This is a genomic window from Actinokineospora spheciospongiae, assembly GCF_003182415.1.
GTDB lineage: Bacteria > Actinomycetota > Actinomycetes > Mycobacteriales > Pseudonocardiaceae > Actinokineospora > Actinokineospora spheciospongiae.
This window is the reverse complement of the sequence record NZ_QHCP01000024.1, coordinates 1-13103: the sequence shown is the minus strand read 5'-3', so window position 1 is coordinate 13103 and position 13103 is coordinate 1. Positions and strand designations below refer to the sequence as shown.

The following is a 13103-nucleotide window of genomic DNA, read 5'->3' as shown; positions in this document are numbered from 1 at the left end:
CTCGTCGTCATGGTCAGCCCACCTCGACCCAGCAGGGGTCGAAGTCGATCAAACGGTTCGATCGGACCAGGTCGCCCAAGCTGCCGCCCACGCTGGCGTTCAGCTTGAGCGGGGTGTGGCCGCGCACGCACGGCTCGTCGTCCCAACCGTTCTCGGGGGTGGTCGATGGCCAGTCGTAGGCCTCGACGGTCCCGGTCGTGCGGACGCGGCGGGACCCCGCGCGCGTCGGACCTACCTGCTGCGGCGACGCGTGGTGTGCGACTGCGGGCGCCGTCCGCAAACAGGACAACCTGCTGCGCCAAACGGAGAACGCCGACCCCGATGACCCCTTCACCCAGGGGCTGCGGCAGCGCTACAACGACCTGAAGAACGAACGCCGCGCGGTGAACACCACTCTGGAACAACTGGAGAGAGGCGCCCGCACGCGATCACCCGACAATGGAGCAAGCCAACCTGCTCGACGCCCTGCCCCACCTGGCGACCGACCTGCGACACGCGCCCCCGGAACTGCTCCAGCGACTGCTGGACCTGACTCAATTCACCATCCAGGTGCACTACCGGGACAACCAGGCCACCATCACAGCAGTCCCGCCCAGCGACGTCGCCCCGATCGCCACCACAGGCCACCATATCGCCGAACAGACGATTGACCACGACCCGGATTGTCAGGTATCCGCAGTTCAGGAACTGTGTGCATCCTGCGAGTGCCCCCGGTGCGACTCGAACGCACACTGGACGGATTTTGAGTCCGCTGCCTCTGCCGATTGGGCTACGGGGGCGTCGGACGAGCACTGTACGCGATCACCTGGTGGGTCGGTGCGGGAGGGGCGGGGTGTCAGCGCGATCACGTCTCGTGGACGACGGGTTGGGGGTGGGCGGCGGTAAGCTTCGGGCTCCGATTCACCGCCACTAGCCCACAGGAGGACCCCGGTGACCGACCTGGCTGCCGAGGCCCAACCGGCCCCGACCCCCCGCCGTGTGCTCGTCGCCGAGGATGAGGCGTTGATCCGCCTCGACCTGGTCGAGATGTTGCGGGAAGAGGGGTACGAGGTGGCCGGGGAGGCCGGGGACGGGGAAGAGGCTGTTCGGTTGGCCGGGGAGTTGCGGCCTGACCTGGTGATCCTTGATGTGAAGATGCCGAAGATGGATGGCATTGACGCGGCGACGTCCATTGCTCGGGAGCGGATTGCGCCGGTGGTGATGTTGACCGCCTTCAGTCAGCGGGAGTTGGTGGAGCGGGCTCGGGACGCGGGGGCGATGGCGTACCTGGTCAAGCCCTTCGCCAAGCACGACCTGGTGCCCGCGATCGAGTTGGCGATGAGTCGGTTCTCCGAGTTGCAGGCCCTCGAGCACGAGGTGGCGGGGCTGACCGAGCGGTTGGAGACGCGGAAGGTGATCGAGCGGGCCAAGGGGCTGCTGATGACCAAGCAGGGGCTTTCCGAGCCGGAGGCCTTCCGGTGGATTCAGCGCACCGCCATGGATCGGCGGACGACCATGAAGGCCGTGGCCGAGGCCGTGGTGGAGAACATCACCTGATCGGGTGACACGCAGCGGGCCGCTCCGGTACTGGGGCGGCCCGCGGCTCGTTCCGGGGTCAGGGGAGCAGGTCGAAGTGGCGGAGGGTGGACGTGGTCGATCCGTCCACACCTGACAGTCTCAGTTCGACGGAGTGCCTGCCGGGGGTGAGGGCAGTCAGGGCTATCGGGATGGCGTAGGTGCCGCCGGTGCCGGGGCCGTCCGCCGTGGTCGGGATCGCCGCTGTCAGCCTGCCGTCGAGGAACAGTTCCACGCCCGCCGTGGCGCCGGTGTCCCATTGGGTGGGGGACGCGTCGACGTGGGCGGTGGAGAGTCTGCCTCGGGGGACTTGGGGGTCGCGCCTGGCAGGTCCCGGTCTGCCGCGTTGCCCAGGGTCAGGGTGGTGCGGGGGCGGGCGGGGGTGGTGGGGCGTCGGGTGTTGGTCCGCGGGGGTGCGGCCCAGCCGGGTGGGGCCTGGTCCAGTTCCAGGTACATCTCCTGGACCAGGGTTTGCCCGGTGGCGCCGGGGGCGCGGACGACCAGGGGGACAGGGTCGGGGCGCCGTTGTCGCCCAGGATGGTGGTGGGGAGGTCGGCGGTGACCGTGATCGAGGAGCCGGGGGTGAACGGGCCGGGGATCGCGGGTGTCGCGGGCAGGACCGCTTGCCCGAGTTGGATGGTGATCGCGCCCGGGTCGAGCCCGGTGTCGGCGGTGAGGGTCGCGACGACGCGGGCCGTGGTGGCCCGGGTCAGCGGGGTGCGGGAGATGCCGCTGCCCGGTGCCTGCTCCGCCGGGCCCAGGACCCGCCGGGTGGCGGGGACGACCTGGACCTCGTCCGCGGTGGGGATCGGGGCCGGTGTGGCCGATGGCGGTGACGTGGACCCGGCTGCGCCTGCCGTCCGGTCCGCGCACCCCCACCAGCGGGTACGCCCGCGTCCACGGGACCGGGGTCGGTGACGTGGCGACCGTGAGGCCGTCCTGCGCGACCTCCACCCCCTGTGGGGACAGCCGGACCTCGAACTGGTGGGCGACCCCCGCCCCCCGGCGCGGTGCGCGCCGGGCCGGGGGGTGCCGTGCCGATGCGGACACCCGCGTCGTCGGCAACCACCCGCAGGACCGGCGGGGGGACTGATGCGGGGTCGCGGGTGCCGATGCGGTCCGCGCGGCCGGGGGCCAGGTCGATGGTCAGGGTGCCGCCGGGGCCCGCGGCGTCGGTCAGCACCGTGAAGCGGCCGGTGCCGCCGTTGAGGGTCATCGGCGCCCGGGTGCTGAACACGGCCTCGTCTGCGCCGCAGCCCAGGTCGACCGGCAGGCCGCGCTCCCCGGGCGCCCGGGTGCCGACGTCCACGCAGCCGGGGTGGCCCGACAGGTGCCAGTCGGCCCGGGTGCCGTCGGGGAACTCCTCCAGGGCGCCTGTCAGGCCGTCCCGCCAGGACTCGTGCACCACGCCGGGCAGGCCGATCGGGTCCGACCGCCTGCCGAAGGCGTCGACGCTGCGGACCGAGGCTGGTATCGCCACCCCGTCGGGCAGGCCGTCGAACTCGGTGACCGGGGCCGCGGTGAGCCGGGTCCGCTCACCCAGGCGCACCTCGTAGCCCACGGCCCCGCGCGGCACGGGGCCACCGGGGAGGCCGTCGGCCCAGGCCAGGCGCAGGCGGCCCGCGGCGGGGGTGGCGGTCAGGTCGCGCGGCGGGTCGGGGCGGGCACCGGGTTCCGGCAATACCACGAAATCGGTGTGATAACCGCTGAACCCGGTGGCGTTCTGCCCGATCGGGTGGAATGCGCTGCCCGCTTTCCCCGTCGACGCGCAGCACCAGAACAGCCCCGGCGAGCAGGCCCGCGCCCACCACCGCGGTGAGCACCCGGTTGCGCCTGCGCCCGGTTCCCACGCTGGAGCCCAGGTCACGCCGTGTGAAGGCGCTGCTGCGCGCAGGTACCCCAACCCGGTGTGAATTCGAAGTTTCGTCCGTCAGGCGAACAACTGCCCCCGCTTTTCGTTGCAGTCTGATCACGAGGTCGTGGGGTGCGTGACTACCCCCGCCCGGGGTCATTACCTTCCGGCGCAGCCCTCCAACAGGTATGGGCCGCGCCCGGCGGCGGTTCGCGTGTACTCGCCGGGCGATTTCGGAGAAGGGACGTCACGTGCGTAACCAGACGGTGAAGGCCACGGTGCTGGTCGCGGGCGCGCTGCTGCTCGCGGCCTGTGGCACGAACAAGACCGAGTCCGGCGGTGGCACCTCGGGTGCGGGCTGCGACACGAGCAAGGGCACGCTGGTCGTCGGCGTCATCGCACCGCTGAGCGGTGAGCTCTCCGCACTGGGCCTCGGCATCCAGAACTCCGCCGACCTCGCGGTCAAGGAGGCGAACGAGAAGTGCACCGTCAAGGGGTACAAGCTCGCCCTCGACCCGCAGGACGACCAGAAGAACCCGCAGCAGGGCGCGCAGGCGGCCACCAAGCTGTCGCAGGACCCCAACCTGGTCGGCGTCGTCGGCACGCTGAACTCGTCGGTGGCCCAGTCGGTGCAGCCGATCCTGGCGCAGAAGAACATCGTGCAGGTCTCGCCCGCGAACACCAGCGACGCGCTGTCCAAGGGTGAGAACGCGGCCGCTCCCACGCGCCAGTTCCCGACCTACTTCCGCACCTGCACCGTCGACTCGCTGCAGGGCCCGTTCGCGGCCAAGTTCCTGGTCGAGAAGCAGGGCAAGAAGAAGATCGCCATCGTCACCGACGGCCTGACCTACGGCGAGGGCCTCGCGGCCGCGTTCGCCACCAAGGCCGAGTCCCTCGGCGCGCAGGTCGTGACCCGGCAGAAGATCGGCGAGAAGGACACCGACTTCTCCGGCGTCATCGCCGCGATCAAGCCGAGCGCCCCGGACGCGCTGTACTTCGGCGGCCAGTACCCGCAGGCCGGTCCGCTGTCCAAGCAGCTCAAGGACGCCGGGCTGAACATCCCGGTCATGGGTGGCGACGGCATCTACGACGACAAGTTCATCAGCCTCGGCGGCAAGGACGGCGACTACGCCACCTCCGTCGGCGCGCCGACCGAGTCGCTCGACAGCGCCAAGGCGTTCGTCGACGCCTACAACAAGGCGGGCTACCAGGACAAGTTCGCCGCCTACGGCGCGTTCTCCTACGACGCGGCCAACGCCATCATCAACTCCCTGGCCACCACCCTCAACGGCGGTGACTGGTCCGAGGCCAAGCGTGCCGACCTGCTCGCCTCGGTGGGCAAGTACAGCGGCCAGGGCGCGACCGGCACCATCTCGTTCGACGAGTTCGGCGACAGCAACAACAAGGTCCTGACCGTCTACAGCGTCAACGGTGGCAAGTGGTCCCCCGCGGAGACCGGCACCTACAGCGGCTGACCTGACAGCACAGCCGGTTCCCCGGGACCGGACGAAACACGGTGGGGGTGGGCGCGCAGCCCACCCCCACCGCGTACGGAGGTAGATGTGACGACGCTGTTGCAACAACTCGCAAACGGCATCGCTTTGGGAGCCACGATCGGGCTGATCGCCCTGGGCTACACGATGGTGTACGGCATCATCCAACTCATCAACTTCGCCCACGGCGAGGTCTTCATGGTCGGCGCCTTCGGCGGTCTGGCCGTCCACCGCTGGGTGCTCCCGGAGAGCTTCCGCGAGAACTGGTACGTGTCCCTGCCGCTCATGCTGCTCGGCGGCATGGCCGTGGCGGTGGCGATCGCGCTGATCATGGAGCGCTTCGCCTACCGGCCGCTGCGCAACGCGCCCCGGCTGGCCCCGCTGATCACGGCGCTGGGCGTGTCCATCGTGCTGCAGGAGGCCATCCGGATCTGGTTCCCCAACGCCGACTCGGCGCAGCCTTTCCCGAAGGCGTTCGTGGACAGCCAGATCACGATCATCGGTCTCGGCCCCGACGGGCCCGAGGGCGACGTGAGCATCCGCGCTTCGCAGCTGCTGCTCGTCGTCGTGTCGATCATCCTGTCCGTGCTGCTGCAGAGCTACATCAACCGGTCGAAGATGGGCCGGGCGATGCGGGCGACCGCGCAGGACCCGGACACCGCCCGGCTGATGGGTGTCAACCCCGACCGGGTGATCGTCTTGACGTTCGTCCTCGGTGCGGCGCTCGCGGGTGTGGCGGGCGTGCTCTACGGCGTCGACATCACCAACGTCGACAACGCGATCGGCTTCCAGAACGGCATCTTCGCGTTCACCGCGGCCGTCCTCGGCGGCATCGGCAGCCTGCGCGGTGCGGTCATCGGCGCGTTCATCATCGGTTTGATCAAGACATTGGGTGGCCAGTACATGTGGGGCGGCACCCAATACGACTACGTGTGGATCTTCGTTGTGCTGATCCTGGTCCTGGTGTTCCGACCGCAGGGCCTGTTCGGCGAGGCCGAAAGGGTGCGAGCATGACGATCCTCATCCGGCTCTTCCGGTTCATCCGGTCGGGCGCGCTGGACAGGTACCTCAAGCCCGCCCACGCCAAGCCGCTGACCGCGGCGGGCGGTGTGCTGGCCGTGGTCGCGGCGCTGCTGCCCTGGGTGACGTTCCTCCTCGGGGACGGCGCCTACCCCGCCAAGGCCACGCTCCAGTTCTTCGACGCGCCGTTCGCCGTCGAGGGCTACCGGCTGCACGTGCTGCTGCTGGGCCTGGCCGCCCTGGTCGTCACCTTCGTGGCCAAGACCCCGGGCCGCGGGCGGGTGCTGCGCGCCCTGGGCTGGGGCGTCTTCGCCATCTCGCTGATCAGCGCCGTGTTCATCACCGGTCGAGGCGGTGGCCTCGGGGCCATCACCGCCGCCGACGGCGTCACCGCGTTCGGCTCCATCGTCGGCGTCGTCGCCGGTCTGCTGATCGTGCTCGGCGCCAAGGCGGGCCACCTCGAGGACATCCCCGAGTGGTCGACCGACCTGCCCAGGTGGGCGGCGTACCTGGCGCTGGTCGTCGCGTTCGTCGGCGTGCTGTACCTGGTGGCCTCGATGCTCACCGCGGGCGGCACCGGCGGCGCGTCCAACCCCTACGCCGGTCCGATCTTCCTGGCCTTCCTCGGCATGGCGGGCGGCCTGCTCGGCGCGCTCAACGGCCTGGGCGTGGTCCGCTGGATCTCGGCGCTGTCGGAGAAGCACCGCGCGTTCTCCATCGCCGTCCTGCTGGTCTGCGCGCTGGCGCTGCCGCTGACCAGCGCGGGCAACGAGTACTGGATGACGGTGGCGACCACCATCGGCGTCTACGCGGCCACCGCGATCGGCCTCAACATCGTCGTCGGCCTGGCCGGGCTGCTCGACCTCGGCTACGTCGCGTTCATGGGCATCGGCGCGTTCGTCGCGGCGAACCTGTCCGGCGCCGCCGCGGCCAAGGTGGGCATCGACCTGCCGTTCCCGCTGGCGGCGCTGCTCGCGGCGGCCATCGCGGGCGTCATCGGCGCCATCGTCGGCTCACCGACGCTGCGGGTGCGCGGGGACTACCTGGCGATCGTGACGCTGGCCTTCGGCGAGATCTTCACCAAGTCCGCGCAGAACAACATCGGCGGCCTGACCGGCGGCTCGAACGCCATCCCGGGCATCCCGAACGTGGAGGTCGCGGGCACCGCGTTCAACGAGCCGATCACCGTGCTCGGCGCCGACCTGCCCGGCGGCGTGCTGTACTACTTCATGATCGTGCTGGTCGTCGGCGCCATCATGGCCGTGTTCGCCAACCTGAAGAACAGCCGCATCGGCCGGGCCTGGATCGCCATCCGCGAGGACGAGGACGCCGCGCGGGCCATGGGCATCAAGACCGGCAAGGCCAAGATCCTCGCCTTCCTCGCGGGCGCCACCCTGGCCGGTCTGGCGGGCGCGATCTTCGCCCACAAGCTGAGCACCTCCTCCTACGAGAGCTTCAAGTTCCTGGAGTCGGTGACCCTGCTCGCGGCGGTCATCCTCGGTGGCATGGGCACGATCCCCGGCGCGGTGCTCGGCGCCTCGCTGCTGTTCGTGCTGCCGGAGAAGCTGCGCGAGTTCGACGAGTACCGGCTGCTGGTCTTCGGCCTCGCGCTCATCCTGATCATGCGGTTCCGACCGCAGGGGTTGATGCCCGACCGGGTGCGCAGAGCCGAGCTCGCGGGTGAGACAGCGGGCGGAAAATCGATCGAGGAAGAGGAAGAACTCGTGGTCGAGCACGAACACGAGGCGCCGGGACCGAAGGGGGGCAAGGCGTGAGCATCACCGACAACATGGCCGCCGCCCCCGCCCCGCCGGTCTTGCAGGCCCAGGGCGTCACCATGGTCTTCGGCGGCCTGACCGCGCTCAACAACGTCTCGCTGTCGCTGGGCAAGGGCGAGATCGTCGGCCTGATCGGGCCCAACGGCGCGGGCAAGACGACCTTCTTCAACTGCCTCACCGGGCTCTACCTGCCCAGCCGGGGCCGGGTGCTGCTCGACGGCAGCCAGCTCGCGGCCGACCCGTCGAAGGTGACGATCGCCGGGGTGGCCCGCACGTTCCAGAACATCCGCCTGTTCCCGAACATGACGGTGCTGGAGAACGTCATGGTCGGGCGGCACAGCCGGATGCGGCAGGACCCGATCTCCACCCTGCTGCGGCTGCCCGCGTTCCACCGCGGCGAGCGGGCGGCGCGGGAGCGCTCGCGCGAACTGCTGGAGTTCGTCGGGCTCACCCGCGCCGAGCACGAGGTCGCCCGCAACCTGCCCTACGGCGACCAGCGCAGGCTCGAGATCGCCCGCGCGCTGGCCACCGACCCGAAGGTGCTGCTGCTCGACGAGCCGACCGCGGGCATGAACCCGCAGGAGACCGAGGCCACCCGGCAGTTGATCTTCGCCATCCGGGACACCGGCGTCTCGGTGGTGGTGATCGAGCACGACATCAAGTTCATCTTCGGCCTGTGCGACAAGGTGTCGGTGCTGGTCCAGGGCGAACTGCTGGTCGAGGGCACGCCGGAGGTCGTCCGGGCCGACCCGAGGGTGGTGGAGGCCTACCTGGGCAAGCCGCCGGAGGAGGTCGAGGCCGACGTCCGCGCCGCCTCGACCGAGCACGACACGAGGGGTGAGGCATGAGTCCGCTGTTGGAGGTCACCGACCTCAGCGTCGCCTACGGCGCCATCGAGGCCGTCCGGGACGTGTCGTTCGTCGTCGAGGCGGGCCAGATCGTCAGCCTCATCGGCGCGAACGGGGCGGGCAAGACCACCACCCTGCGCACCATCTCGGGGCTGCTGCGCCCGCGGGTCGGGTCCATCCGGTTCGACGGCGTCGAGATCGGCGCGCTGGCCGCCCACAACATCCTCAACCTGGGCATCGCGCACTCCCCGGAGGGTCGGCGCACGTTCGGCCGCATGACGGTCGAGGAGAACCTGCTCCTCGGCGCGTACACGCGCGACGACAAGGCCGCGGTCGACAAGGACATGCGCAACGTCTACGAGCTGTTCCCGGTGCTCGGGGAGCGGCGCAACCAGAAGGCCGGGTTGTTCTCCGGCGGTGAGCAGCAGATGCTCGCCATCGGCCGGGCGATGATGTCGCGACCGCGGCTGCTCATGCTCGACGAGCCCTCCATGGGCCTGTCGCCGATCATGACCCAGCGCATCTTCGACACCATCCGCGAGTTGCAGTCGCAGGGCACCACGATCCTGCTGGTGGAGCAGAACGCGCTGGCCGCGCTGGCGCTGTCGGACCGGGGGTACGTGATCGACCTCGGGACGACGACGCTGGAGGGGCCGGGCAAGGTACTGCTGTCGGACCCGCAGGTCCGGGCGGCCTACCTCGGCGAAGACTGACCGGTCACGGCTTGGGGGAGGGGGCTGCGCCTGCGGGCGTGGCCCCCTCTTCCGCTCGGGTGGGCCGGGACCGTTGGTGAGCGTCGTCGAGACCTCGCGGCTGAGGGGCGGCTGAGAGATCGGGCGGGATGACACTTTTCGGGCACCGGGGGCGTTGAGCTGGGTGGACGTTTCCCCCGGGAGGAGTGGTCATGGGCGCGATCGGTGTGGTGGTCGGGTACGTGCTGAGCGCGTTCATCCTGGTGCTCGTGGCTCGGATGGTCCTCGATTGGGCGGGAGTGGTGGGCCGGGGGCCGCACTGGGTCGGGCGGGTGCGGCGGACCGCGCACGCGGTGACCGAGCCGGTGATCGCCCCGGTGCGGCGGGTGCTCCCGCCGGTGCGGGCGGGGAGCATCGGGATCGACCTCGCCTTCACCGTCGTCTTCGTGCTCGCCCTGGTCCTGCGGTCCGTGGCCTTCTCCCTCTGACACCAGCGGCGAACCCCGCCCGCGTGACCGCGGTGCCGCCGAAAGCTACTTGGCGCCGGGGGCGCGGTCGACGGCCACGCAGGTGAGGCGGGCGGTGCAGGTGCGCTTCCCGGACTCCTCGGTGATCACGATCTCGAACGTCGAGGTGCTGCGGCCCAGGTGCAGCGGGGTGCACACCGCCGTCACCACGCCCGCGCGGGCCGCGCGGTGGTGGGTGCAGGACAGCTCCAGGCCGACCACCACCTTGCCCTCGGGGGCGTTGAGCGCCGCGGCGATGGAGCCCACCGTCTCGGCCAGCACCGCGTTCGCCCCGCCGTGCAGCAGGCCGTAGGGCTGCAGGTTGCCCTTGACCGGCATGGTCGCGACCAGGCGGTCGGGGGTCCAGTCGGTGATGTCGATGCCGAGCTTGTCGGCGAGGAGCTGGTCGGCGACCTCGGGGAGGACGCCGGGGAGCTTCGTGGGGTCGGCGCTGCCGCTCACGGTGCCCTCCTGTCGGGTGACGCGAGCCCGGCACTCGCCGGGCTGTCGGTGCTCCACCCTAGACTCGCCGCGTGCCCGCCAAGACTCAGACCCGCGCTCCCGCCACCGCCTCGACCGCCACCCGGCGCCTGCTGCTCATCGATGGGCACTCGATGGCCTACCGGGCCTTCTTCGCCCTGCCCAAGGACAACTTCCAGACCGGCACCGGGCAGCACACGAACGCCGTCTACGGCTTCACCTCGATGCTGATCAACCTGCTGCGCGACGAGGCGCCCACCCACCTGGCGGTGTGCTTCGACGTCTCGCGCAAGACCTTCCGCACCGAGCAGTTCGCCGAGTACAAGGCGAACCGGTCCGCCAGCCCGGACGAGTTCAAGGGCCAGGTCAGCCTGATCGAGGAGGTCCTCGGCGCGCTGAACATCCCCACCCTGGCCAAGGACAACTTCGAGGCCGACGACCTGATCGCCACGCTGACCACCTCGGCCACCGCCGAGGGCATGGACGTCTACATCTGCACCGGCGACCGCGATGCCCTGCAACTGGTCAACGACCACGTGACCGTGCTGTACCCGGTCAAGGGCGTCTCCGAGCTGGCCCGGTACACCCCGGCCGCGGTGCTGGAGAAGTACGGCGTCAGCGCCGCGCAGTACCCCGACTTCGCCGCCCTGCGCGGCGACCCCAGCGACAACCTGCCCAAGATCCCCGGGGTCGGCGAGAAGACGATCACCAAGTGGATGCAGCAGTTCGGCTCCCTCGGCGAGCTGATCGACCGGGTGGACGAGGTCAAGGGCAAGGTCGGCGACGCGCTGCGGGCCAACCTGGCCAACGTGCAGCTCAACCGGCAGCTCACCGAGCTGGTCCGCGACGTCCCGCTGGAGCTGGGCCCGGACGACCTGGCGGTGCGCGACTGGGACCGCGACGCGGTGCACCGGCTCTTCGACGAGCTGGAGTTCCGCGTCCTGCGCGACCGGCTGTTCGCCACCCTGTCCACCGCCGCCCCGGAGGCCGAGGAGGGTTTCGAGGTCACCGGCGGGGCGCTGGAGCCCGGCGCGCTGCCCGGCTGGCTGGCCGAGCACGCCCCGGCGGGCACCCGGATCGGCCTGGCGTTCCGCGAGACCCCCACCGGGCCGTCCGGGCAGGCCGTCGAGCTGCGCTCGGTGGCGCTGGCCACCGCGGCCGGGCAGGGCGTGTACGTCGACGTCAGCACGCTCACCGAGGAGGACGAGACCGCGTTCCGCACCTGGCTCGCCGACCCGGAGACGGTCAAGCTCGGCCACGACGTCAAGCGCTCGCTGCACGCGGTGCGCCACCGCGGCTGGGAGCTGCACGGCCTGGCCACCGACACCGCCCTGGCCGCCTACCTGGCCCGCCCCGGCCAGCGCACCTTCACCCTCGACGACCTGGTGCTGCGCTACCTGCAGCGTGAGCTGCGGGTCGAGGACACCGGCGGCGAGCAGCAGCTCTCCCTGCTCGACGAGGAGGGCGACGACGAGCGCAAGCTGGCCGCGGGGGAGATCCTGCGCGCCCGCGCCATCGCCGAACTCGCCGACGCCCTCGACGTGGCGCTGCGCGACACCGGCCAGGAGGCGCTGCTCACCGACATGGAGCTGCCGCTGCTGCGGGTGCTCGCCGAGCTGGAGGAGGTCGGCATCGCCGTCGACGCCGAGCGGCTCTCGGAGCTGGAGTCGGAGTTCGCCGCGCGCGTCCGCGACGCCGAGCGCGCCGCGTTCGACGTGATCGGCAAGGAGATCAACCTCGGTTCGCCGAAGCAGTTGCAGGTCGTGCTGTTCGACGAGCTGCAGATGCCCAAGACCAAGCGCACCAAGACCGGCTACACCACCGACGCCGAGGCGCTGACGACGCTGCACGAGCAGACCCAGCACCCGTTCCTGGCGCACATGCTCGAACACCGCGACGCCACCCGCCTGCGGGTCACGGTGGAGGGCCTGATCAAGTCCATCTCGGACGACGGCCGCATCCACACCACGTTCAACCAGACCATCGCCGCCACCGGTCGCCTGTCCTCGACCGAGCCGAACCTGCAGAACATCCCCATCCGCACCGAGGCGGGCCGCACCATCCGCGACGCGTTCGTCGTCGGCCCCGGCTTCGACACGCTGCTCACCGCCGACTACAGCCAGATCGAGATGCGGATCATGGCGCACCTGTCGGAGGACGCGGCCCTGATCGAGGCCTTCAACTCCGGTTTCGACTTCCACGCCGCCACCGCCGCCCGCGTGTTCCAGGTGGACCCGAAGGCGGTGACCGGCGAGCAGCGCGCCAAGATCAAGGCGATGAACTACGGCCTGGCCTACGGCCTGTCCGCCTACGGCCTGTCCCAGCAACTGCGCATCTCCACCGAGGAGGCGCGCGGCCTGATGGAGGACTACTTCCAGGGCTTCGGCGGCGTCCGCGACTACCTGAACCAGGTCGTCGAGCGCGCCCGCAAGGAGGGCTACACCGCCACCCTGTTCGGCCGCCGCCGCCTGCTGCCCGACCTCACCAGCGACAACCGCCAGCGCCGCGAGATGGCCGAGCGGATGGCCCTCAACGCCCCCATCCAGGGCAGCGCGGCCGACATCATCAAGGTCGCCATGCTCAACGTGCAGCGCCGGTTGAAGGAGGACGGGCTGACGAGCAAGGTCCTGCTCCAGGTCCACGACGAACTGGTCCTCGACGTCGCCGGGGGCGAGCGGGACGCGGTGGAGGCCCTGGTGCGCGAGCAGATGGCGGGCGCCTTCGCCCTGCGCGTGCCGCTGGACGTGTCGGTGGGCTTCGGCCGCACCTGGAACCAGGCGGCCCACTAGGGCCTGTCCTCAAAGCCAGAGTGTGAGGGTGGCCAGGTCGATCATGGCCTGGTAGGACAGGGCGGTCTTGTCGTAGCGGGTGGCGATGCCC

General features: G+C 70.6%; 11 protein-coding genes and 1 tRNA gene. 8 read left to right on the top strand and 4 right to left on the bottom strand.

All coding sequences use genetic code 11. The annotated features are described in order from the left end of the window. Nucleotides 1-705 precede the first annotated feature (705 nt). Nucleotides 706-779: transfer RNA gene (locus tag DFQ13_RS32795), tRNA-Leu, on the bottom strand. Nucleotides 780-930: 151 nt separating this feature from the next. Here DFQ13_RS32795 and DFQ13_RS32790 point away from each other — a divergent pair. After that, a complete protein-coding gene (locus DFQ13_RS32790) occupies nt 931-1536 on the top strand; it encodes an ANTAR domain-containing response regulator (RefSeq protein ID WP_035286327.1) in 606 nt (201 codons plus the stop codon). Between the two features lie 58 nt (nt 1537-1594). Here DFQ13_RS32790 and DFQ13_RS32785 read toward each other — a convergent pair whose 3' ends face one another. Both DFQ13_RS32785 and DFQ13_RS32780 read right to left on the bottom strand, forming a co-directional pair. After that, on the bottom strand, nt 1595-1789 hold the full coding sequence (locus DFQ13_RS32785; protein WP_110082627.1) for a hypothetical protein: 195 nt from the start codon (nt 1787-1789) through the stop codon (nt 1595-1597). A 474-nt stretch (nt 1790-2263) separates the two neighbouring features. Beyond that, on the bottom strand, nt 2264-3241 hold the full coding sequence (locus tag DFQ13_RS32780; RefSeq protein ID WP_146241443.1) for a hypothetical protein: 978 nt from the start codon (nt 3239-3241) through the stop codon (nt 2264-2266). 416 nt (nt 3242-3657) lie between these two features. On the opposite strand from DFQ13_RS32780, the gene DFQ13_RS32775 reads away from it, so the two are divergent. The 6 genes from DFQ13_RS32775 to DFQ13_RS32750 all read left to right on the top strand — a co-directional run bounded on the left by DFQ13_RS32775 (nt 3658) and on the right by DFQ13_RS32750 (nt 9725). Further along, nucleotides 3658-4881, top strand: a complete 1224-nt coding sequence (locus DFQ13_RS32775; RefSeq protein ID WP_035286333.1) for a branched-chain amino acid ABC transporter substrate-binding protein — start codon at nt 3658-3660, stop codon at nt 4879-4881. An 87-nt stretch (nt 4882-4968) separates the two neighbouring features. After that, on the top strand, nt 4969-5913 hold the full coding sequence (locus DFQ13_RS32770) for a branched-chain amino acid ABC transporter permease (protein WP_035286335.1): 945 nt from the start codon (nt 4969-4971) through the stop codon (nt 5911-5913). Further along, nucleotides 5910-7694 (top strand): branched-chain amino acid ABC transporter permease, encoded by a 1785-nt coding sequence (locus tag DFQ13_RS32765; RefSeq protein WP_110082625.1) that lies wholly within the window; start codon nt 5910-5912, stop codon nt 7692-7694. The genes DFQ13_RS32770 and DFQ13_RS32765 overlap by 4 nt, the downstream gene beginning before the upstream one ends. After that, entirely contained in the window at nt 7691-8545 is an 855-nt protein-coding gene (locus DFQ13_RS32760) for an ABC transporter ATP-binding protein (RefSeq protein WP_233427814.1), read from the top strand. Before DFQ13_RS32765 ends, DFQ13_RS32760 begins: the two co-directional genes overlap by 4 nt. Then, complete coding sequence (locus tag DFQ13_RS32755; protein ID WP_110082624.1) at nt 8542-9258, top strand: ABC transporter ATP-binding protein; 717 nt, start codon at nt 8542-8544, stop codon at nt 9256-9258. Before DFQ13_RS32760 ends, DFQ13_RS32755 begins: the two co-directional genes overlap by 4 nt. 191 nt (nt 9259-9449) lie before the next feature. Then, nucleotides 9450-9725, top strand: a complete 276-nt coding sequence (locus tag DFQ13_RS32750; protein WP_035286339.1) for a YggT family protein — start codon at nt 9450-9452, stop codon at nt 9723-9725. Between the two features lie 45 nt (nt 9726-9770). Here the strand turns inward: DFQ13_RS32750 and DFQ13_RS32745 are convergent, their stop codons facing one another. Further along, nucleotides 9771-10205, bottom strand: coding sequence for a hotdog fold thioesterase (locus DFQ13_RS32745; RefSeq protein WP_110082623.1), 435 nt, complete (start codon nt 10203-10205; stop codon nt 9771-9773). A 152-nt stretch (nt 10206-10357) separates the two neighbouring features. Here DFQ13_RS32745 and polA point away from each other — a divergent pair, with 152 nt between their 5' ends. Then, on the top strand, nt 10358-13012 hold the full coding sequence (gene polA, locus DFQ13_RS32740) for a DNA polymerase I (protein ID WP_233438688.1): 2655 nt from the start codon (nt 10358-10360) through the stop codon (nt 13010-13012). Nucleotides 13013-13103 lie beyond the last annotated feature (91 nt).

Excerpts from the sequence above, each read along its gene's own strand:
- DFQ13_RS32765 (WP_110082625.1), top strand. The coding sequence starts at position 5,910 with ATGACGATCCTCATCCGGCTCTTCCGGTTCATCCGGTCGGGCGCGCTG.
- DFQ13_RS32755 (WP_110082624.1), top strand. The coding sequence starts at position 8,542 with ATGAGTCCGCTGTTGGAGGTCACCGACCTCAGCGTCGCCTACGGCGCC.
- DFQ13_RS32750 (WP_035286339.1), top strand. The coding sequence starts at position 9,450 with ATGGGCGCGATCGGTGTGGTGGTCGGGTACGTGCTGAGCGCGTTCATC.
- polA (WP_233438688.1), top strand. The coding sequence starts at position 10,358 with ATGGCCTACCGGGCCTTCTTCGCCCTGCCCAAGGACAACTTCCAGACC.